Annotated in this window: 15 protein-coding genes; 5 read left to right on the top strand and 10 right to left on the bottom strand. The window is 64.6% G+C overall.

Annotated elements, in window-relative coordinates; translation table 11 throughout:
- Positions 1-30: 30 nt before the first annotated feature.
- A complete protein-coding gene (locus ACV22Z_RS19460; protein ID WP_448077914.1) occupies positions 31-1,131 on the bottom strand; it encodes an ABC transporter substrate-binding protein in 1,101 nt (366 codons plus the stop codon).
- A gap of 324 nt (positions 1,132-1,455) precedes the next feature.
- On the opposite strand from ACV22Z_RS19460, the gene ACV22Z_RS19455 reads away from it, so the two are divergent.
- Positions 1,456-2,394 (top strand): tyrosine-type recombinase/integrase, encoded by a 939-nt coding sequence (locus ACV22Z_RS19455; RefSeq protein ID WP_448077913.1) that lies wholly within the window; start codon positions 1,456-1,458, stop codon positions 2,392-2,394.
- A 66-nt stretch (positions 2,395-2,460) separates the two neighbouring features.
- On the opposite strand, the gene ACV22Z_RS19450 is transcribed toward ACV22Z_RS19455, so the two are convergent.
- The 6 genes from ACV22Z_RS19450 to parS all read right to left on the bottom strand — a co-directional run bounded on the left by ACV22Z_RS19450 (position 2,461) and on the right by parS (position 10,213).
- Positions 2,461-3,753, bottom strand: coding sequence for a methyl-accepting chemotaxis protein (locus tag ACV22Z_RS19450; protein ID WP_448077912.1), 1,293 nt, complete (start codon positions 3,751-3,753; stop codon positions 2,461-2,463).
- Positions 3,726-4,337 (bottom strand): HD domain-containing protein, encoded by a 612-nt coding sequence (locus ACV22Z_RS19445; RefSeq protein WP_448077911.1) that lies wholly within the window; start codon positions 4,335-4,337, stop codon positions 3,726-3,728. Before ACV22Z_RS19445 ends, ACV22Z_RS19450 begins: the two co-directional genes overlap by 28 nt.
- A 118-nt stretch (positions 4,338-4,455) precedes the next feature.
- The gene (locus ACV22Z_RS19440; protein WP_448077910.1) at positions 4,456-5,505 is read right to left on the bottom strand and encodes a patatin-like phospholipase family protein; all 1,050 of its coding nucleotides are present in this window, start codon (positions 5,503-5,505) and stop codon (positions 4,456-4,458) included.
- Positions 5,506-5,620: 115 nt separating this feature from the next.
- On the bottom strand, positions 5,621-9,094 hold the full coding sequence (locus ACV22Z_RS19435; protein ID WP_448077909.1) for an adenylate/guanylate cyclase domain-containing protein: 3,474 nt from the start codon (positions 9,092-9,094) through the stop codon (positions 5,621-5,623).
- Positions 9,095-9,281: 187 nt separating this feature from the next.
- Positions 9,282-9,761, bottom strand: a complete 480-nt coding sequence (locus ACV22Z_RS19430; RefSeq protein ID WP_448077908.1) for an RES family NAD+ phosphorylase — start codon at positions 9,759-9,761, stop codon at positions 9,282-9,284.
- Positions 9,758-10,213 carry a type II RES/Xre toxin-antitoxin system antitoxin gene (gene parS / locus ACV22Z_RS19425; protein ID WP_448077907.1) on the bottom strand — a complete coding sequence of 152 codons (456 nt, stop codon included), beginning with the start codon at positions 10,211-10,213 and terminating at the stop codon, positions 9,758-9,760. The genes ACV22Z_RS19430 and parS overlap by 4 nt, the downstream gene beginning before the upstream one ends.
- A gap of 465 nt (positions 10,214-10,678) precedes the next feature.
- Between parS and ACV22Z_RS19420 the strand changes: the two genes are divergently transcribed.
- Positions 10,679-10,999, top strand: coding sequence for a DUF4148 domain-containing protein (locus ACV22Z_RS19420; RefSeq protein WP_448077906.1), 321 nt, complete (start codon positions 10,679-10,681; stop codon positions 10,997-10,999).
- A 692-nt stretch (positions 11,000-11,691) separates the two neighbouring features.
- Positions 11,692-12,408: a dienelactone hydrolase family protein gene (locus ACV22Z_RS19415; protein ID WP_448077905.1), complete on the top strand. Its 717-nt coding sequence runs from the start codon at positions 11,692-11,694 to the stop codon at positions 12,406-12,408.
- A gap of 150 nt (positions 12,409-12,558) precedes the next feature.
- Here the strand turns inward: ACV22Z_RS19415 and ACV22Z_RS19410 are convergent, their stop codons facing one another.
- Both ACV22Z_RS19410 and ACV22Z_RS19405 read right to left on the bottom strand, forming a co-directional pair.
- Complete coding sequence (locus ACV22Z_RS19410) at positions 12,559-13,497, bottom strand: LysR family transcriptional regulator (RefSeq protein ID WP_448077904.1); 939 nt, start codon at positions 13,495-13,497, stop codon at positions 12,559-12,561.
- Positions 13,498-13,797: 300 nt separating this feature from the next.
- Positions 13,798-15,096 (bottom strand): adenylosuccinate synthase, encoded by a 1,299-nt coding sequence (locus tag ACV22Z_RS19405; protein WP_448077903.1) that lies wholly within the window; start codon positions 15,094-15,096, stop codon positions 13,798-13,800.
- A 145-nt stretch (positions 15,097-15,241) separates the two neighbouring features.
- Between ACV22Z_RS19405 and gcvA the strand changes: the two genes are divergently transcribed.
- Positions 15,242-16,144, top strand: coding sequence for a transcriptional regulator GcvA (gene gcvA, locus ACV22Z_RS19400; protein ID WP_448077902.1), 903 nt, complete (start codon positions 15,242-15,244; stop codon positions 16,142-16,144).
- Between the two features lie 427 nt (positions 16,145-16,571).
- Here the strand turns inward: gcvA and ACV22Z_RS19395 are convergent, their stop codons facing one another.
- On the bottom strand, positions 16,572-16,907 hold the full coding sequence (locus ACV22Z_RS19395; protein ID WP_448077901.1) for a DUF4148 domain-containing protein: 336 nt from the start codon (positions 16,905-16,907) through the stop codon (positions 16,572-16,574).
- 2,710 nt (positions 16,908-19,617) lie between these two features.
- Here ACV22Z_RS19395 and ACV22Z_RS19390 point away from each other — a divergent pair.
- The gene (locus ACV22Z_RS19390) at positions 19,618-20,934 is read left to right on the top strand and encodes a RepB family plasmid replication initiator protein (protein ID WP_448077900.1); all 1,317 of its coding nucleotides are present in this window, start codon (positions 19,618-19,620) and stop codon (positions 20,932-20,934) included.
- Positions 20,935-20,970: the final 36 nt, after the last annotated feature.

Raw genomic sequence — 20,970 nt, 5'->3', positions numbered from 1 at the left:
GGAGCCAGCCGCGCACATGCGCGGCCGGGCTTATCGGGCGACGACCTTCGTGTCGAACCTGACCTTGTCGTACGGCTGCTCCTGGCGCTGGCCGCCCGCGTCGAACGAGATCGTTCCGGTCGCGCCGTTATAGGCACCGAGCGCACGCATGGCCGCGCGAATTTTCGCGGGATCGGTCGACCCGGCCTGGTTGATCGCGGCAGCCGCGACCATGACGCCGTCATACGCATAGCTGCCGAACGACGACTTCGGGGCTTCCTTGTACTTTTGGCGATACGCGTCCTCGTACGACTTTCCGCCCTGGCCGGTCGATGCGACTTCGAGCCCCTGCTGCCCCTGTGCCGCCTGCGGCACGGTATCGCTGGTACACATCGTCAGGTAGATGCCATACCACTTCTTCTTGTTGAGCCCGAGTTCATAGGCCTCGCGATTGATCGTCGCCGCCTCCTGTCCGTAGGCGGTGTAGACGTAAGCTTGCGGCTGGGACCGGCCCATCTGCTGAAGCTCGCGGCGGTACGTCGATTGTCCTTCGCTATACAGCACGAGCGACGACACCTTCCCGCCGAGGGACTCGAAGCGCTTCTTGAACTCGGATGCGACGCCCTGTCCGTAAGCGTTGTTGGGGGCAATGAAGGCGACGTCCTTGAGGTTCTGACCAAACACGTCCGTCGCGGCAAAGCGGGCCGACAGGTCATCCAGGCCGATCACGCTGAACGACCCGTCGCCGATCTTGCGGACCTGAGGGCTCGACGAGCCGATGTTGATATGCACGTCACCCTGCTGGACCACATACTCGCCGACCGGAATGGTGATTCCCGACGAAAACTCCCCAATCACGACCGGCACCTTGTTGACCGAGACCAGTTTGCGCGCGGCGCCAAGCGCAGTTGCCGCGACGCCACCCGAATCTTCCACCATGACCTGCAGCTTCCGGCCGAGCACGCCATTGCGTGCGTTGACCTGCTCGACGGCGAGTTCGACGCCCCGCCGCTGGTCGTCGCCAACCGATGCGCTCGCACCGGTGAGCGGCAGCACGGCACCCAGGGATACGGTCTGGGCAAGCGATGCGCCGGCCGACATCAGCAGGACAGTCGCGGCAACACTGGTGGACAGCACTTTCGCAAACTTCATGGTGGTACCTCTTGAGCGGAGGGTTATAAACTACACAAGTGTCGACACATTAGCGCAAAAAAATGCGCGTCAATAAAGTTCATCAGGTCTGGAAAGCGGCGTCGGCCGCGCATCGCTTCAATCCTGTCACCCCAAGCGGGCAACTCGGCGATCCGGGCAGGCTCGATGCGCAGGCGCGAAGTGGATCGATGCTTTCAGGTTACCAGAGTGTCGACACTTTTGTATTCTAGTTTTCCCCGATTTCGGTTGCCCTGCTGGCGGATATCACCACGTCGCCGCTTGACCCTATTGCCGGGCGCGCGGCAATCCGTATATAAAACCGCGATGGACAAGGATCTCTGGATTCGCGACCCCGTCGGCGCCTTTCGCGCCTGGCAGGAAACGGAGGCGACCGGCGCGGACCGGCGGCCCTTCGCACCCCGCTCGATCGTCCAGCACGTGGCGATGTTCGACCGCTTCCTGCGCTATCTGCTCGCGCGCGGCGTGACGCCGGCGACGTTCGGCCCCGAGCACGTCGAAGGGTTCCTCGCGGATCTCGAGCGCACCTGTGCGCCGGACAGCTCGACGCGCGCACGCTACGCGAAGCTGATCGATCGGATCGGCAGGCAACTGGCGTCCGTGGGGCTGCGCGAAACGAATCCCGCCGAACGGATCGCGCGCTTCGTCGCCTGGCCGGACAGCGAACCGGAACCCGTCTGCCTGCCGCCGGCCGCCGACCACGCACTGCAGGCGTACGTGCAGCCGCATGCCGGCGACGGCCCGGTCGAATGCAGGAATCGCGCGATCGTCGCGCTGCTGCTTGGCTGCGGCATCACGTCCCGGGAAATCCGCACGACGACGATCGATGCGCTCGATCTCGACGCACGCAGCCCGACGCTTGACGTGCGCCGGCATGGCGCGCGGCCCGAACGGCGGATCCCGCTCGAGCGCTTCGCGCGCAAACCGCTCGCAGCCTGGCGCGCGCGGGTCGCCGGCGAACCGGCGGCCGCGCTGCTGTTTCCGGCGCCGCGCAGCGGACGTGCGATGAACGACATGTTCCTGCTGCTCGTCGTTCGCAATGCGCTGGCCGCGATCGGCTTCGACGCGCCTGACATGAGCCCGCGCGTGCTGCGCAACACGTACGCACGCCGCCAGCTGCTCGCAGGCCGCAGCCACGCGGACGTGAATGCGATGCTCGGCCTCGTCACGTCCCGGACTGTCGTCCGGATCCAGCAAACGCTTGCGCAGGATGCCGGCGCGCGCATTGCCGATCGTTCTCGCTGATTCCCGCGCGTTTGAGGGTTTGAGGAACGGCACGCGCTGCAACACCACCGCGCGCACCGCGTGCGCCTATCGGTTCGGCGGCTGCTGGCAGATCACGCCGTACCAGCCAAGCCCCTTGTACGTCTCGTAACCGGGCGTCGCCGCGAACGACACCATCGTACCGTTGTGCATCCGATAGAAGCCCGCCGCCTTGCCGTCCGTCTGCAGGCGGAACTGTTCCTGCAGCACGCCCTTGCCGTCCGAACTCGCGATCACGCGCGACGACGCGTCGACGATCATGCAGCGGGTGCGCGCCCATTCGTCGTCGCTCAACCGCACGCCGCCGACGACCGCCGCCGCCTGGGGCGCCCAGTCGAAGAAAATGACGAGCGCGCCGAGCACCTGGCCGTGTGCCTGGCCACCCGCGCGAATGGCGGTCGAATACGTCGCGACCTGCGCCTGTTTCAGCCACGGCAGCGTCTCGATGTCGGATGCCGCGTACTCGGCCCCGGAGCGCGTCTTCATGGCGGCCTTGAACCAGGGCGCGTCGTGCACGTCGCGTCCCTGCACCGGGTAAGTCGCGTCGCGCCCGCTCGCCACCACGATGCCGTCGGCATTCACGACCCACAAATCCTTGTAGACCGTGTAGCTGTCGAGGATCACCGACAGCCGCGCCGACGCATGCGCGCTCGCCTCCGGACTCTCGCGCATCACGCAATCGACGAGCGCCGAATCGGTCGCCCACCAGCGGACATCGCACGAGCGCTCGTACAGGTTGCGGTCGATGATGTCGATCATGTTCAGCGCGAGATCGGCGCAGCGCTGGCCTTCATGCGAACGCATCCGCTCGATCATGCTGTCGCCGAGTTCGGTCAGGCGTGTCAGCGCCCCCGCGAGTTCCTTGTTGAGCCCATCGGTGATGTCGCCGATGCGTTTCGAAACGTGCTTGACCTGGTTCGCGACCACCGCGAAGCCTTTGCCGGCATTGCCTGCGCGGGCAGCCTCGATCAGCGCATTCAACGCGAGGAAGGTCGTCTCGCGGTTGATGTCGTTGATGTCGCCGATCTTGCCGGTGGCCAGCTTCTTCACTTCATGGGTCAGGTCGACGATTGCTTGTGGATTGGCCATGTTTTGGGTCTCTCTCGTTGTCACGTGCGTGGTGTGTCGCCCGAAGAGGAACGCAAGTTCCGGGCCTGCTCCAGCGCGTGAAAATGCCCGTATCGCGGACGAATGCCCGCCACTCGTCCGTGCATGCACGCCAGTTGCACCGGCGATGCACCACGATGGGGGTGACCCAGGTACGGTTCGCTGACTGTCGTGTCCGGCGCGGTGCGGCCGAGGCCCATGCACCGTCAGCGCAGCGGCCAGTCGAGCCGCCATGACAGATTGCGTCGTGCCTGCGCTTCGCAGCGGTCGTGGAACAGGTCGGTGTGGTAGATGCGCGGACGTGCGAGCAAATCGCCGAGGATCGCGCGGACACTTGCGTCGTAGGCACGATCGTCGAGATCCGGGCGCTCGGCCCGGAGCCGCAGGCCGTCCTCGCGAAAGCGGCCGCGCGCCGCGCCGAGTACCGCGAGGTCGATGTCGACGGCGAAGCGGTCGTCCGGCTTGCCTGGCACGCCCCGGTGCCGGGTCGCGAGGATCATGTCGCGGACATGCGCGGCGGATGCGATCCGCCCCGCCGCCCGCTGCACGAACCAGTCGGCGCTGCGCGCCTCGTTGTCGCGCGCGCCGGGCCGGTAGATCACGTCGTGGCACCACAGCGCGAGTTCCACGGCATCGGGATGCGGGATTGCGCCGCACGCCCAGTCGAAATCGCGCAGACAGCGGCGGATATGGCGCAGCGTGTGGTAGTGACGCGTCGCTTCGCCATAGCACTGCGCGAGATCGGCATAGACGGCTTCGGCATCGCGGCCGCCGCTGCGTGACCACAGTGCGATGAAGCGCGCTTGCGTCTGGTTCATCGTCGCCTCTCTCCGTCGATCCGACGCGCACGGCAGCGCAGCGCCGCCTCGTTCCCGCGCTCGCCCGCCTCAGTGCCGACCGCAATGCCGGCCGCACGCAGCCGTCCCGCGACGGCGTTCAAAAGAACTCCTTGCGGATGTCGATGCTCGACCGCTGCCCGATATGCCGGTAGTTCTCCGCGAGCCACACTTCGGCTTCGCGCCGCCCGTTGTCGCGCAGGCTGCACAGAAAGTCCCAGTCCGCGTTGTACTTGCTGGACACGCTGAGCGCGCACATTTCCTCGTCGGAACGGATCGAATGGATCAGCATTTCCTTCATCTCGTCGCGCTTGACCTTGCCCTGCTGGATCAGCTCGGTCACGAACGCGATCGCGCGCATCTCGCGCATCAGCGACGAGTTGAAGCTGATCTCGCTGATGCGGTTCAGGATGTCGGCCGCCGTCCTCGGCACGCCGGGGCGCACGAGCGGATTGATGTGGACGATCACGACATCCTGCGTGTTGCAGTGGTAGATCAGCGGGTAAATCGCCGGATTGCCCATGTAGCCGCCGTCCCAGTAATGCTGGCCGTCGATCGTGATCGCCTGGAACAGCGTCGGCACGCAAGCCGACGCGAGCACCGCTTCCGCGCACACGTCGTCGCCCGTGAAGATCCGGATCTTCCCCGTCTCGACATTGGTCGCGCTCAGGTAGAGACGGATCGGGCAGTGCCTGCGCAACGCGTCGAAGTCGACGTGACGCTCGAGCACTTCGCGCAGCGGATTCAGGTTGTGCGGATTGAACTGGTACGGCGAGAAGATGCGCAGCACCATGTCGGCGAACACATACATCGGCGAGTGATCGAGCCCGAAGCTGTGCGTCCCTTTCAGCCACGGCGTCCAGCGCAGCGGGTTGTATTGCTCGGCGGACTGTGCGATCGCGTGCCAGAAGTCGTGCAGCGCGTCGCGCGCGCCGGGCGTGCCGCCCCGCAGCAGCCCGTCGGCCAGCACGGTTGCATTCATCGCGCCGGCGCTGGTGGCACTCACGCCTTCGATCGCGAGCCGGCCGTCCTCGAGCAGGCGGTCCAGCACGCCCCACGTGAACGCGCCATGCATCCCGCCGCCCTGCAGCGCGAGCGCGACCGGCTTGGGTTCGTCGCTGTCATGGTGTTTCGTGTTGTTCGTCGCCATCTCCCGTCTCCCGTCGTCGATGCTGCCTGTCGATGGCGCTTGCCGATGCCGATTCGCACCGTGCCCGTGACACGTGGCGTCCACCTGCGTTCATGCGCGCGTCGGCGCCGATCGTTCACCCGCCGGGTGCCGCCAACGACTCGAGCAATGCGCTGACCTCCTGCAGGTCGACCGTATCGAAGCCTTCCGCAAAACCGGCGCAGACGTCGGACAGCATCTTCCTCGCATCCGCGGTCTCCCCCTGGCTCACGCGCAGCCGGGCAAGGTCCCGCACCGCGCGCAGCTCAAACGAACGGGCGCCCTGTTCGCGTGCAATGTCGATCGCCTTGTGCAGGCAGCCTTCGGCCTGCTCCGCACCGGGCGGTTCGCCGACGCCGCTGCCGTCGTCCCGCATCGCGAGCAGCAGCGCTGCCTTGAGCCGATACAGCTCGGCCTCGTAGCAGCGTTCTCCGGACCGGCCCGCCATCGCGATCCCCTCATCGATCGCGCCTAGCCCCGCTGCCGTATCGCCAGCCTTCCGGTAACTGTCCGCGAGCAGCGCATGGAAATACGAGCAGCCCATCGCGGCGCCCGTCGCGCGATACCGCTCGATGCCCGTGCGAATCTGCGCGATCCCTGCGTCGACGCTGCCCTGCTCGCTCAGCGCCCAGCCGTGAAGTACCGCGCCCCACCCGGACCAGAACGGCAGCCCCTGCTCGGTCGCGAGCGTCATCAGCGCGTCGGCGCGCTCGCGAGTCGGCGCGACCTCGCGCCGGAGATGATGCAACTGCGCGGTATAGGCAAGCGTCAACGCGAGCGTCGGGACGTTGGGGGTCTGCCGGGCGCGCCCGAGCGCATCCTCGCTGCGCTGGTTCGCCTGATCTGCATAACCCTGGTGCCACAGCGTCCATGCGAGGAAACTCAGGCCACGGATGCACGGATCGATCACGACGTTCGCGATCGGCTCCGGACGCGGTTCCGCATCGAGCAGCGCAAGCGCCCGGTCCTGATGCGCGCGGGCGGTGCCGAGATCGCCTTCGAAGAACAGGGTGGCAGCGAGCGCGAGATGGCCCTCCACGAGCAGCCCCGGCTTGTGCGCGTGCCGCGCCATGCGCAGCAGCCGGTCGCCCAGTTCCCGTGCCGGGCGGTACTCCGCGCGCAGGTGGTAATAGGTCCTCAATCCGAGCAGCACCGGAAAGAGCTGCGACGTCTCGCCCGCCTGCTCGCACAGCGCGAGCGCGCGCGTGTAGTTCGCCTCGACCTCCGGCGCGCCATAGCCGCGCACGGCCATCAGCGCAGGCCCCAGCGCCAGCCGCAGTGTCAGTTCCTGATGCGCGCGCTCGCGCGTATCGGGCAAACGCTCGAGCAATTCCAGCGCCGTACCGAGGTGGCGCACCGCGTCGGGCTGTGCGGAATGCTGCAGCGCCTGTTGCCCGGTACGGTACAGATACTCGATGGCCTTCTGCACGTTGCCGCTCAGCCGGTAGTGATGCGCGAGCTCGTTGCAGTAATCGGCGATCCGCGTCGGAAACAGCGCCTCGATCGCCTGCGCGGTGCGCTCGTGCAGCGCACTGCGCCGCTCCATGAGCAGCGAGTGGCCGGCCACTTCCTGCGTCAGCGCGTGCTTGAACGAATATTCGACTTCCGGGAACGCGGGCCGCTCGTAGATGAACTCCGCCGTGTTGAGCCGGGCCAGCAGCCGGCGCAGGTCGTCTTCGGTCTGCGCGACCTGCGAGTCGCAGATGCGCCGGATCAGGCTGAACGGAAACTCCTTGCCGATCACCGCGAGCGTCTGCAGCAGCTCCTTTTCCTCGATGGCGAGCCGGTCGATACGGGCCGCCAGCACGCCCTGCACGGTCGTCGGAATATGCAGCGCGGCCGGCGTCTGCACGATCCGGTAGCGGCCCGGTTCGCCGACGAGTGTCTGCTCCTCGACGAGCGTCTGGACCACTTCCTCCATGAAAAACGGATTGCCTTCCGTCATGTCGAGGATGCGCGCCTTGAGCGGCCCGAGGCCGGGATCGTCGCCGAGCAGCGCGGTGAGCAATCCTTGCGCCTCGGCCGGGCCCAGCGGCTCGAGCCGCAGCCGGGTGCAATGCGCGGCGCCGTCCCAGACTGCCGGATACTCGGGCCGGTAGTTCACGAGCAGCAGGATTCGCGTGTCCGCGACGCGTTCGATCAGGCACGTGAGGAACGCCTCGGTCTCGCGATCGAGCCATTGCAGATCCTCGAACAGCAGTTCGATCGGCTGGTCGCGGCTCTCGCGCGTCAGCAGCCGGATGATCGCGTCGAACGTGCGATCGCGGCGGATCTGCGGATCCATTTCGGCGAGCACCGAACCGGGCTCGCCGGCGCCCAGCAGATAGAGCAGGTACGGCACGAGCTCCTCGAAGCTGCGCTCGAGCGTCAGCGCCTTGCCCATGACTTTCTCGCGGCAGCGCCGTTCGTCGTCCTGTGCGGTGATCTGGAAATAGTTCTTCAGCAGCTCGATCAGCGGCAGATACGCGAACGCCTTGCCGTGCGACACCGAGAAGGTTTCGAGCACCAGACAGCCGCGCCGCGAGCGTTCCTTGAATTCATGGAACAGCCGCGACTTGCCGACCCCCGCCTCGCCGACCACCGCGACGACCCGCCCGCGGCCCGCCTTGGCCTCCTCCAGCGCGCCGTGCAGGTGTTCCAGTTCGGCGTCGCGGCCGACGAACCGCGCAAGGCCGCGATGCGCGGACAATTGCAGCCGCGTGCGCAGCGCGCCGAGACCCAGCACCTCGTACACCGACAGCGGCTCGGGAATGCCCTTGACCTGGGTGGCCCCGAGCGCCTTGAACTCGAAATAGCCTTCGGCCAGCTTGTGGGTCGAATCGCTGACGAGGATCGACGACGGCGTCGCGATTCCTTCCATCCGCGACGCAATGTGGATCGTATGCCCGACCGGGTCGTAATCGGTATGCAGGTCGTCCGTGCGGATCGAGCGCACGACGACTTCCCCGGTATGCACGCCGACGCGAATCTGCAGCGGAATGCCCTTCTCCAGACGAATCCGGTCGCCGTGCCGGCGCATCGCGTCCTGCATCCGCAGCGCCGCGAACAGCGCGCGCTGCGGATGGTCCTCGTGAGCGATCGGCGCGCCGAACAGCGCGAGGATGCCGTCGCCGAGCGACTTGGCCACGTAGCCTTCGTAGTAGTGGACCGCTTCCATCATCAGCGCGACGACAGGCTCGATCAGGCGGTGCGCCTCTTCCGGGTCGAGGTCGTGGATCAACGCGGTGGAACCGGCCATGTCCGCGAACAGCGCGGTGACGGTCTTGCGCTCGCCGGCGGTCTCGCCCCGCGCTTCCATTGCCGCCTGTTCGGCGAGGATGCGCTCGGCGAGGTGGTGCGGCGTGTAATGAATCGGCGGGACCGGTGCGACCGAGGGTGCGGAAACCGTCCGCGGTCGCGACGACGGCACGTCGCTCGAATCGCCAAGCGGCGCGCCGCATTCGCTGCAGAACTTCGCGGTCGGGCCCGACTCGTGGCCGCAGCGCGGACACGCGCGCGTCAGCATCGTGCCGCACGCCTGGCAGAAGCGGGCCCCGGCGGGATTGTCGAATCCGCAATGTGCGCAGCGCATACGCTCCTTCCCTTGCCCGGTGCCAGCTTTTAATCATTCTAGTGCCGTACCCGGCTGCGGCAAGGCGCTGGTCGAACGCAATGCGCGCCGGCGCGCGAAGCGGCGCTTACGCCGGCTTCGCATGTGCGCGCGGTTCCGCTTCCGGGCGGTGAACCGCGACGGAAGCCGTGTCGCACGCGTTGCGGACCTACCCGCGCGGCACCGGCTGGATCAGCCTCAGGATTCGATTGTCGTAAGGCGATTGCACGACCTCCGCGATGCGAATGTCGGCCGCAGCCGGATGGAGGGGATTCAGCAGGAAGTTGTACGCATACGGCACGACTGCGCTCGGCACCCGCAGCAGCCCGCTCGGCTTCGTTTGCAGCCACTCGGTGCCGGCGCCTTTCGTCCAGTCGGGATTCGTGCGCCAATCGTCGGGCGCGTCGGCTTCGGCGATCTCGGCGACCGCGACCGAATCGGGCACGTCCACCCGCGACAGCTGATACCCGCTCGGCAACTGCGCGATCGAACCGATTTCCAGGTGGACGAGCGTCTCGAGCAGCGCGAGCGCCGGGTGCTCGGCAAGATAGACGACCGGCTGCCCGGCGAAATGCCAGCGTCCGCCGGCACGCAATCCGCCGATGCCCTTCAGGTCGGCGTAATTGCTGATCCGCCACAGCGTCGTCAAGCGAAGTACCCCTCGTCGATCTGCGTGAGGGCTTCTTCGACGAGCCGCGCGCCGTGCTCCGTGCTCGCCATGTCGAGCGCGGTGCGGCCGCCAAAGCGCTGGAGCCCGCTGCGCAGCCATGTCATCGCCTTGTCCTGCTCGCCGAAGGTGGCCGCCGCCTGCGCGACGATCCGCGCGAGACGGATCGCCTTGTCGGACTCCTCGGGCGACAGGCGCTCATGCGCCTGGCGGCGATGGCTCAACGTTCGCCGCGGGATGATGAATGCCAGTTCGTCGGACTTGAGGCCGTGCTCGGACAGCCGGTCGATCACGTCGACGTCGACACGCGCGCTTGCCAGCTCGGCGAGATCGGCGCCCGACCGGACACGGATCGCCAGCAGCTCTTCGAGAATCGTGAATTCGGCCTGACGCGGGTGCGCGATGCCTGTCGGACGAAAGGCGATGGTGCTCATGACCGCTCCTTGGCAATTTGCCCAATCAGTATAGGCGTTTTGCCTAAAGCGTGTGAGACGCGGGGGTGCGATCGATGCGACAAGGCCACGTGCGCTGACGCCATGCGGCTGGCCGCGGGGTCAGGCGAATCGAAGATTCGCTTCGGCGAGGCTTGGCGGAGATTCAGTATATAAAGGCGCTGATGGGTGTCTCCAAGTTGTCACGTAACAACTATTTACATCATAGAAATTCAATGGAGCCCCCTGTCGCACTCCTGGGCACGGATCCGAAACGCCCGGTTCAACGCGTCCGACTCTGCTCATTCGTTTCGTTTCCGCCCATAAATAATCAGACGAAATGCGCTTACCTCGCCGAATTGTTTACCCGGTTGCAACAATTTTTCACTGAAATCGGTATTTCCGGCCGATGCCGCCATCGCTACGATGCAATCAACCGCTCAGCACAACCAGTGAAGCGCGAAATCAATGAAACCGGAGGTCACCATGAAGTCGATCATTTACGCTGTCGTCGCAGCCACCGCCCTGACCGCCTCGTATGGCGCATTCGCCCAATCGAGCCAGGTGACGCGTGAACAGGTTCGCGCGGAACTCGTCCAGCTCGAACAGGCCGGCTACCGGCCGGAAGTGGCGGACCTGCAATATCCGCAAGCGCTGCAAACCGCGCAGGCGCGCGTCGCGAACGCCGACGCAGCCGGTTATGGCGCGCAGGCAGCCGCCGGCGTCCGCGCGGGCCGCGTCGTGCCGGTCACGCAGAACGGCCCCGGCTCGACCTACTTCGGCCAGTAAGCCGGACTGCCGCGTCGCGGATCGCGACGCGGATCGAACACCACGCCCCCGTTCACCGGGGGCGTGGTGTTTTTGCGTTCGACGTCGGGGAAAAAATCCTGTGGCCGCGCCCGACGTCACGGGATCAGGATCTCGCGGGAACGACTGACGCGCACAACGCGGGCTGGGCTGGGCGGGCGGTGCTCATTCGCCGCTCGCGGAATAAAAATGCTCAGGAATGCTTGCGTTTTCGCGGATCTCTCCATGCCACTCACGTGACACACGACACGAAGCCGAATCGGTCCCTGCCGTCCGTCCGCCTCCGCCCAGTCGTCACGGTTGCTAGGAACGCACGCAGCATTGACGCCCTGGACCAAAATCCTGCAGATCCGGTTTGCCGCCTGTTCGACCTGCCCCCTCGACGCGTCGTACCAATTCCGTACCGTGTCGATGCAGGCCAGGGTGAAGACGCGGCCCGGCGAAATATCAAGGTCGACTTTCCGCCACGCAATCGGCAATCGGGCCCACGCAAAAGCACCGCGTGCCGCACGACGATCGCGCACGTTTAAGCATAGAATTCCGGCGTGTGCCGAGCCGGTCGATGCGGGCGGAAGCGGGCCCGCAGCGGCATCTGCGGCGACGCCGAATGCCGTCGCGCCCGCCCGGCCGTCTTGACGCTGTATCCATGAGAATTTTCCACAAGGAGCGGTTTCATGTCTCAAACATCCGGATCCATGATCACCTTCCGCCGCCCGGACGGTCAGGAACTGCAGGGCTACCTCGCCACGCCGGAAAAGACCGAGGGCGCGCCCGCGGTCGTCGTCATCCAGGAATGGTGGGGCCTGAATGACCAGATCCGCGGCGTCGCGGACCGGCTCGCACGGTGCGGATACTTCGCGCTCGTGCCCGATCTTTTCCGCGGCAAATCGACGGTCGAGGAAGCCGAGGCGCACCACCTGATGACCGGACTCGACTTCGGCGACGCCGCATCGCAGGACATTCCCGGCGCGGTCCAGTATCTGAAGACGCGCGCCGCGCGCGTCGCCGTGACGGGATTCTGCATGGGCGGCGCGCTCACGCTGCTGTCGATGCAGTTCGCCGACGTGGACGCCGGCATCACGTGGTACGGCCTCCCGCCGCTCGACTACATCGATCCGTCGAAGATCAAGGTCCCGTTGATGGGCCATTGGGCGACGCAGGACGCATTCTTCACGATCGACCAGGTCGACGCGCTGGAGAAGAAGCTCGGCGATGCGCACGTCGGCTTCGAGTTCCACCGCTACCTCGCGCATCACGCGTTTGCGAACGAAACGGCCGTCGGCCCGGCGCGTCTGGCTGCGACGCAGTTCGATCCGGTGTGGTCGCAGCTGGCGTGGGACCGCACGCTCACGTTCCTGGGTCGTACGCTCTGGAGCGAACAGAGCAAGTAAGCGCGACTCCGCGCGCATGATCGCGCTCCGCCGACGCAGTAAATGCGGTCGGCTGAGCGCGGTTCACGCCAGACCTCGCCCATCCGTTTCACCGTCGGCTTTTCCGCCGCTAACCTCTGCGGAGCCGGGTCGGGATACCTGCGATCGCGCTCAGTCGTGGGTTGCGCACAGTGCCGCCTCGTCGGCAGCCAGCATCTCGGGCACGCATTCGCGCAGGAAATCGACAAACGTGCGGATCTTTGCGTCGAGGTACTGGCGTGACGCATACAGCGTGTAGACCGTCAGCTTCTGCAATCGGTATTCGGGCAGCACGCGAACCAGCGCCCCGCTGCTCAGCGCGGGCAGCGCGGTCGACATCGGCAGCGAGCCGATGCCGAGACCCGCACGCAATGCGGCGCCGAGCGCATCGGCGATGTTCACCTGAAAGTCGGGCTGCGGCAATTCGAACGTCTCGCGGCCGTTGGGTCCGTCGAGATGCCACCGGTCGCGCGGAAACACCGGCGTGACGATCTGCAGGCACGCGTGCCCCTCGAGATCCTTGACCGTCTGCGGCGTGCCGCGTTCGCGCAGGTACGCGGGCGACGCGCACAGCACGCTGTGTACGGCGCCGAGCCGCTGCGACACGAGCCCCGAATCGGGCAGTTCCGTCGTGCTCAATTGCAGCGACACGTCGTAGCCTTCGTCGATGATGTCCGGCACGTGTTGCGACAACGTCAGTTCGACCGCCACCGCCGGATATCGCTGCCGATAGCGCACGACCGCGGGCACCACATAAGCCTGGCCGAAACTCGTCGTCGCGTGCACGTGCAGCCGGCCCGACGGCTTGGCCTGCGCATCGGCTGCTTCCGCTTCCGCCTCGTCGATATAGGCGAGCACCCGCTGGCAGCGGTCGAGGTAGCGCTGCCCCGCGTCGGTCAGCGCAATGCGGCGCGTGCTGCGATTGAGCAGGCGCGTGCGCAGGTGCGTTTCGAGCTGTGCGACCGAGCGCGATGCGTACGCTGTCGTGATGTCGAGGCGCTGGGCGGCACTCGTGAAGCTGCCTTCCTCCGCCACGCGGACAAATATCCGCATCATCTGTAGCGTATCCATCGACATGCCCTCGGGAATGACATCGCCTCGCGCCGTGCGGACCCGGTGCGTCGCGACGCGTGGGCCCCGGTCCGTTCCTGTATCGTCGCAGCGCGAGCCATGCGACGCAACATGCCGCCACCGTCGTTGCGACGTCGGGCAGGTACCGCGTGCCGTGCGATCGCGCGACGTCGCTGCGGCGCCCGGCGAATCCGCTCCCGCGCCGATCAGGACGGCGATATCCGCTCCGGAACGAATGGTGCGGAACAGTACAACACCGGTCAGGGCGTGTCCAGTTCCGCCAACCGACAGCACTGCTTGCTACGCGCGCACCGGCGCGTCGAACGGATCCCGCAGCACGATCGTGTCGTCGCGCTCCGGCCCGGTCGTGATCAGCGAGATCGGCACACCCGCAACCGCCTCGACGCGTGCGATAAAGCGGCGCGCTGCCGGCGGCAGATCGCCGAGCCGACGCTTGCCGCCGACCGCTTCGGCCCACCCGTCGAACTGCTCGTAGACCGGCTTCGCGCGGGATTGCGCCGCGAGGCTCGCAGGCAAATGGTCGACGCGCATTCCGTCGAGTTCGTAACCGACGCAAAGCCGGATCGCGTCGAATCCGTCCAGCACGTCCAGCTTGGTCAACGCGAGCGAATCGATCCCGGACACCTTCACGGCCTGTCGAAGCTGCGCGCCGTCGAGCCATCCGCAGCGGCGTGGCCGGCCTGTATTGACGCCGTACTCGCGACCGCTTTCCCGCAGCCGGAGACCGACCGCGTCGTCGAGTTCGGTAAGGAACGGCCCGCCGCCGACACGCGTCGCGTACGCCTTGGTCACGCCCAGCACGTGGCCAAGCTTGGATGCGCCGAGCCCCGTGCCGGCCGCGGCCGCCGATGCGACGGTGCCCGACGACGTCACGTACGGATACGTGCCCCAGTCGATGTCCAGCATCACGGCCTGCGAGCCTTCGAAGAGAATCTTGCTGCCATGATCGTGCGCGTCGTTGAGGTCCGCCCACACCGGACGAACGAACGGCAGCACCTTCGGCGCGAGCGCAACGAGCGTGGCCAGCATCGCGTCCCGGGGGAATTCGTCGAGCCCCACGCCCCTGAACCACGCATTGTGATGATCGAGCAGCGCATCGAGCTTCTTCGCGAGCGTGTCGGGCTCGGCCAGATCGCCAACGCGCAACCCGCGGCGGCCGACCTTGTCTTCGTAGGCGGGGCCGATCCCGCGCAGCGTGGTGCCGATCGGTTCACGCCGCAGCTTTTCCTGCGCCGCATCGATCGCCCGGTGGAGCGGCAGCACGAGCGTCGCGTTCTCGGCGATCGACAGGTTGTCCGGGCTTACCGTCAGCCCGAGCGCCGCGACGCGGTCGATCTCGGCGAGCAGCGCCTCGGGATCGAGCGCAACGCCGTTGCCGATCACGCCGCGTTTGCCGCGCACGAGCCCGCTCGGCAACAGCGCAAGCTTGTAGGTCTTCCCGTCGACGACCAGCGTGTGTCCCGCATTGTGGCCACCGTTATATCGCGCGACGATGTCGGCCTGCCCGGCGAGCCAGTCCACCAGACGCCCCTTTCCCTCGTCGCCCCATTGTGCGCCCACCACCACGACATTCGGCATGTTCCGCTCTCCATGTGAGAAATTTCGACACCATTCCGGCCCAGTGAGCCGTTTGTGTGCCATATTGGCGGAGCCTTGCGCAGTGATCAAACGATTAAACCTGAGATATCGCGTGAGTTTATTTAACGCGAAATGACGTGAAGCGATGAGCCGGAAACTTCCTCCATTGAATTCTCTGCGTGCGTTCGAGGCGGCCGCGCGGCATGGCAGCTTCACGCTGGCCGCAGACGAGCTGTGCGTGACGCACGGCGCCGTCAGCCGGCATGTCCAGCAGCTCGAAGCCTGGCTCGGACGGCCGCTGTTCGAGCGCCACAACCGGCGGGTCGAACTGACCGACGCCGGCCGCGCATATCTTGCCGAAATCGGCGCCGCGTTCGACCGCATCGCGCTCGCTACCGCGCAGCAGCTTCGACTTGGGCAGCAGCAGGTGCTGCGCGTCAGCGCGCCGGCCACGTTTTCATTGCGCTGGCTCGTGCCGCGCCTGTCGTCGTTCCAGGTCGCCCATCCGAACATCGAGGTGCGGCTGTCCACGTCGAACGAGCCGATCGACAAGCTGCGCGACAAGGTCGACCTGATCATTCGCGGCGGCCCGCTGCCCATCGACGGGTACGTGGCCGAAGAGTTTCTTTCCGAAGTCCGCCTGCCGGTGTGCTCGCCGAAGCTGCTCGAAGGGAAGACGCTGCGGACACCCGCGGACCTCGTCGACTTCACGCTGCTGCACGCGGCGACCTATCCGGGGATGTGGCCGGAATGGCTGGCGGCGGCCGGGCACCCACAGCTCGCGCCGCGGCATTCGCTGACGCTCGAGCATTTCTATCTGACGCTGCAGGGTGCGCTCGACGGCCTCGGCGTCGCGATGGGGCCGATTGCGCTCGTCGCCGACGATGTCGCCGAAGGCCGGCTCGTGCAGCCGTTCAAGACGCCGGCATTGCCGCCGTGGCGGTACTTCACCTACGTCGCCGAAGCGCGCGCAGAAGACGGCGCCGTGCGCGCGTTCAAGGACTGGCTGGCACACGCGGGGAATGCCGCGGCGCCGCGCGACGGATGATTGATGATGGATGACGGCGCGTCGACGTGCGGCGCTTCGCAATGTCGGCGATCACGTCGACCGGAACGATATAAGTATCGGTCGCGCATGCAAGCGACAAGCTGGACGTTCGTGTGATACCGTCGGCGCCATCGCGGTCGCCGTGACGGGAATCACACGACGGATGTCGCTTCCGGCATGAAGTCGACCGGCACACGGGTGCACCTTCCGTGTGGATCCTGGATTTTCATGCAATTTCGTTAACGCGTAGCATACCGAAGCAAATTTTCCGGCCGCCAGCCGCATGAAATATCAAAAGGACAACCAATGTCTTTTCGGTGCGCTCACGGCGGACTCGACAACCGGTTCGCAAGAGACGCGATGTGCGTGACATCGCGAGTGGAAGCGGGCGATACGCGACGAATGCCGCGCATCGCCCAGGCATTGCTTACTGGCTGGCGCCAGCCGCGGCGTTGGCCTTCTTCTGCGCGTCCTGCAAGTTTTGCGGATAGTTCGGGTCGTTGACCGCCGGCTTGTAACCCGCGGCTTCGAGTTTCTTCAGCTCGGCGGTGTTCTTTGCCCGCGCTGCCTTGCGCTCAGCCTTGCGCTGCGCGCGCGCTTCCTTGCGTGCCTGACTCTTCGCTGCCTTGGCAGCCGCCTTCGCATCCTGCGTGGCGGTCGCAGCAGGCTCGCTGGCGGTTTGTGCGAACGACGAGGCCGTCCCGCCGATCAGGAACGCTGCTGCGGCAGCAACAAGCGTGAACTTTCTGAATTGAATTCGCATCGCTGGACTCTCTGTTCTGATTGGTTACGGTTTGACGTACGTAGAGATACCGCCCCTGCCCCGACGCGAGCATGTCTCACTCGGGGCTTCTGCATCATAACGCGTTGCAGCGCACGTGGTGCCGTCGAGATTGATCGTCCGGGCATTTACCGATGTGGCCCGCGGGGCATGCTGGGTTGAAACACGTCGACTGTCGTTGTCCCGGAACGATGAACGATGCTGGCGTTGTCGCCGATGGCCGAACTGGTGCGTTCGTCACGCGCTGCAAAGGGTGTTTCAATGCGTGGAAGGTTGACTTCTCGACGCGAAGAGCACGGTTTGACGCGATGTCCGATTCGCAGTGTCGGCGTCGCCCATGTGAAGCGTCGCGCAGGGTGTCGCGAGAAGGTCATGACGCTCCGTGAGAGACGGCACAATCGTCATGTGATTGTTCGCTGGCCGGTATCGCAACACATGCGCATCGCGCGACAACTTCGGGCATGCAGGCAGGCACGCTCCGATCACATCTCACTCGACGAGCGACCGACAACGACCCTGCAAAAGCACGACGGGGTGGAGCGCAGCAAGGTGATCGAGCCGCATCGATTCCGGCTCACGTGTAGGGACGGGAGGCAGACGAGCCATCTCGACCAATAGGTCACCACACCTGTCCGAGCGACGTTACCTGTAGCGCGTGCCGTTTTATACCTTTGGCTGGAACAGACCATGACCGGATACCTTGCGTGCGCCGCCGACGCCGAAGTGAAGATGGGCGAGTTGTTTCATTCACCGCGTCGGTCAATCGCACTGTGTCGTGATTGCGCGCGTCAGGTCGCACAACAGAGGTCGAATGCTGTGGGATCAAGGCGACGACGACGGGAGACAAACGTGGACAACCTCACAGGAAGAGCGGCGTCGTAAGGGTTCCGGGGTCGTGGAATTCGACAGTCTGTGTGCCTCCACTCCAGCTGACAGACGCCACAGAAATCGGCTCATTCAATTCGTGCAGAACATCATGACGGTGAGCTTTTCCGGGATCGGCTATGCCAGGAAGGTGAGCTTCTTCGGGAACCGGATGTCGCGTTGATTTCGGTGAGACGCTGCGGCATCAATCCACTCACGTCGACGGAAGAATCACGACGAGGTGGGCGTGCGCCACAGGAAACACGTTAGAGGTACGCCCGCGGGATGCAGCGTTTCATGAACGATCGTGGGAAGAAATGGATGAAGGGTCGATACGAACTGATGTAGGCATCTCGTAGGCGCGTCGATGCACAGGCGCGAGAGTGTCTGCACGTGGGATATTCGCCAACGCGCAACTGGATCCGCCAAGACTGATGCCTTCCGGTCCGCGATCGGCAAATTTTGCTGTGAGGCGTCGCAAGCATTCGAGTCACTCACAGGCCAGGCTGTGAAGAGTGCTTCGAATGGCGCACCGCTGTGTCACGGGAGACCCTCGGTCGGACGGCGCAGATCCGGATGTTGCTCACACCTGAAGTGGTGGTCGAGCCGCCAACCATGGATGGATACCTGACACCGAGACGGACGGTTGCACTCCCATAACAGGGAACCTATCGACTGGAATCAGCGTTTTTCACCCGATTTGCTCCCATAACTTTCTACGTTTCGGTGCTTGTAAGTAGGTACTCACGTCCTGATTTGGCGTTCAGGCGGCTGAAATACCGACGAGATGGTGCGTTGCGACCCGAGGAAGCGTCCACAGTCGCGGCTCCGGAGCCACCAAATACAGCTACCGGCAGCTACTGGGTAGCGGTTTATGGGGGCGTGGTCTTTCCTGGAGCGCACGTGTGTTTACATCTTTAGAAAGCAACGTTTACTACTTTAACTACTTTTAGACGGCTCACAGCCTTGACTGGCAAGGGTTTGACCAGTGTTCGGTACCCATTTATGGGAGCAGAGGTAGAAGGGTCTGGTGTCTCAGGTCTGTGGATTTGGGGAGATGGGTAGCAGGCTGTGGGGATTCGGGGATGTGGATATGGGGCAAGCGTAGCCGGTTATGGGATTTTGGTCGCGAAACTTCATGGGGAGCCGTCTATGGGAGCCTGTTGAGGTACCCATTTATGGGAGGTCGAGACGGGATCGGGCGAGGGTGATTGCTTCGGGCGTGTCCTTGGGTAGCAAGTTATGGGAACTCAGAAAGGTAGCCACTTATGGGCTGAAGTTGCCGGCGCGCCAACCAGTCTCTGCTAGCAGCTCGAACCGGGGTTCCCCATAAACAGGATCGGTCGACCGTAAAGGTCCCCTTTTATGGGGATTTTTGAAGGTTGCCTTCTATGGGACCGATCCTGCCGCATCGGCGCTGTATGATCGCACGCTCCAGAATTTGGACGTCTCCGAAGGTGCCCATCCATGGGAGCTATTCAAGGTAGCCCGTTATGGGAGGAAAGCAGCGTCGTGCTGCACAGCACCACGGATTCCACTGAAACCCGCAGTTTTAGTCGTTTGCTTACCATAAACGGGTACCTTAGACCGGGCCCTGGCGAAGCCCAACACGATTGCCACGTACGAAAGGTAGCTGCTTTTGGGATGGGTATTGGCGGATAGGTAGATGGTTATGGGGAAAAACGCGGGTCGCCTCGTCAAAAAAAACCCTTTGTCGCTGATAAGTTAGCTGCGATTGTGCAAGTGACATGCGAGCAAGGACGTTGCTCCCGGAGATGAAAAGGTATAAAGTCCGCTCTCAACAAGGCAACCTTATCCGGACATCACGATGCCGCGAAAGCCCGCAAGCAAAGGCTCCGACAAACAGGTCTCTCTGTTCCAGACGCCAGAGCCTCCCGACTTGCTGCGCAAGGCGGTCCAGGCGATTCACATCGCGCCCAAGTCGGGAAAGATCGGCCTGCAGCAGCGCAAGATGTTCAGTTCGCTGATCAAGAACGCGCTCCGGCAGGAGGCGTTCGAGCCGGGGCGCACGAGCTTCTCGATTTCGATCGCGTCGCTTTCGCACGAAAGCGGGCTGAACAGCAACAACACGAAGTACGTGAAGGACACGGTGAACTCGCTCATCAGCACCGTCGTCAACTGGGACTATCTGGCCGCGGATCGCTCGACGGTCTGGAAGGCGTCGGGCCTGCTGGCCGGTGCCGAGCTCGAGCAATCGGTACTGAAATACAGCTTCTCGGACCAGATTCGCAGCGAGCTGCTCAACCCCGAAATCTATGCGCTGATCGATATGCGAATTGCGCGCGAGTTCCGGCGTTCGCATTCGCTCGCGCTGTGGGAGAACACCGTGCGCTACGAAGGGATCGGCATCACCGCGAAGATTCCGCTGCCGAAATTTCGCGATCTGATCCTCGGCCAGGACAAGGCGTCGCAGTCGTACAAGGAATACAAGCTGTTCAAGAGCAAGGTCCTGGTGCCGTGCATTCAGGAGGTAAACGAAGTTTCGGACCACACGCTGGAACTGATCGAACACAAGTCCGGCCGCAGCGTGGAAGCGGTGCAGTTCAAGGTGATGCGCAAAACGAGCGCGGACACGGTGGAGGAAGGCGACGTCAAGAACGAGGCGCTCGTCGACGAAGTCGCGAAGTTCGGCATTCCGCGATCGGAGGCGCGCCGGCTGATTACGCAATACGGCGTACAGCGCATCAAGGCCGCCATCGCGTACACACTCAATCGGACCACGAAGAAGAATGCGGCGCCGATCGACAATGTGGGCGCGTATTTCCGCAAGGCGCTGACGCACGGCTACACATTGTCTGACGGACAGTCGACTGACGCGGCCGCCCCTGCGAAAGAAACCCAGCAGAGCAAGCAGGAACAGATCCGCGACAAGTATCTTGCGGCCAAGATCGACGAGGCAGGCGCGTACTTCCGAGAACTGGAGATCGATGACCAGACCAAGCTCATCGAGCGCTACAACGAGACGGTGGCAGGTTCGAAGGATCTGACGCTGTCGCCGAAGAAGAAGGCGAGCAAGCTCGCGCAAACGAGCTTCTTCCGGTGGCTCGCGCTGGACACCTGGGGCGAGCCGACTTCAGATGACCTGCTGGAGTTCCTGCTCCGAAGCAGTCTCGCCGGGAACTGAAAAAGAGGCCTCGCAATTTGCGAGGCCTCTTTATTT

The organism is Burkholderia sp. PU8-34 (assembly GCF_053427725.1).
Note: the sequence above shows the minus strand (reverse complement) of the source record. Positions and strands in the feature narration are given on the sequence as shown.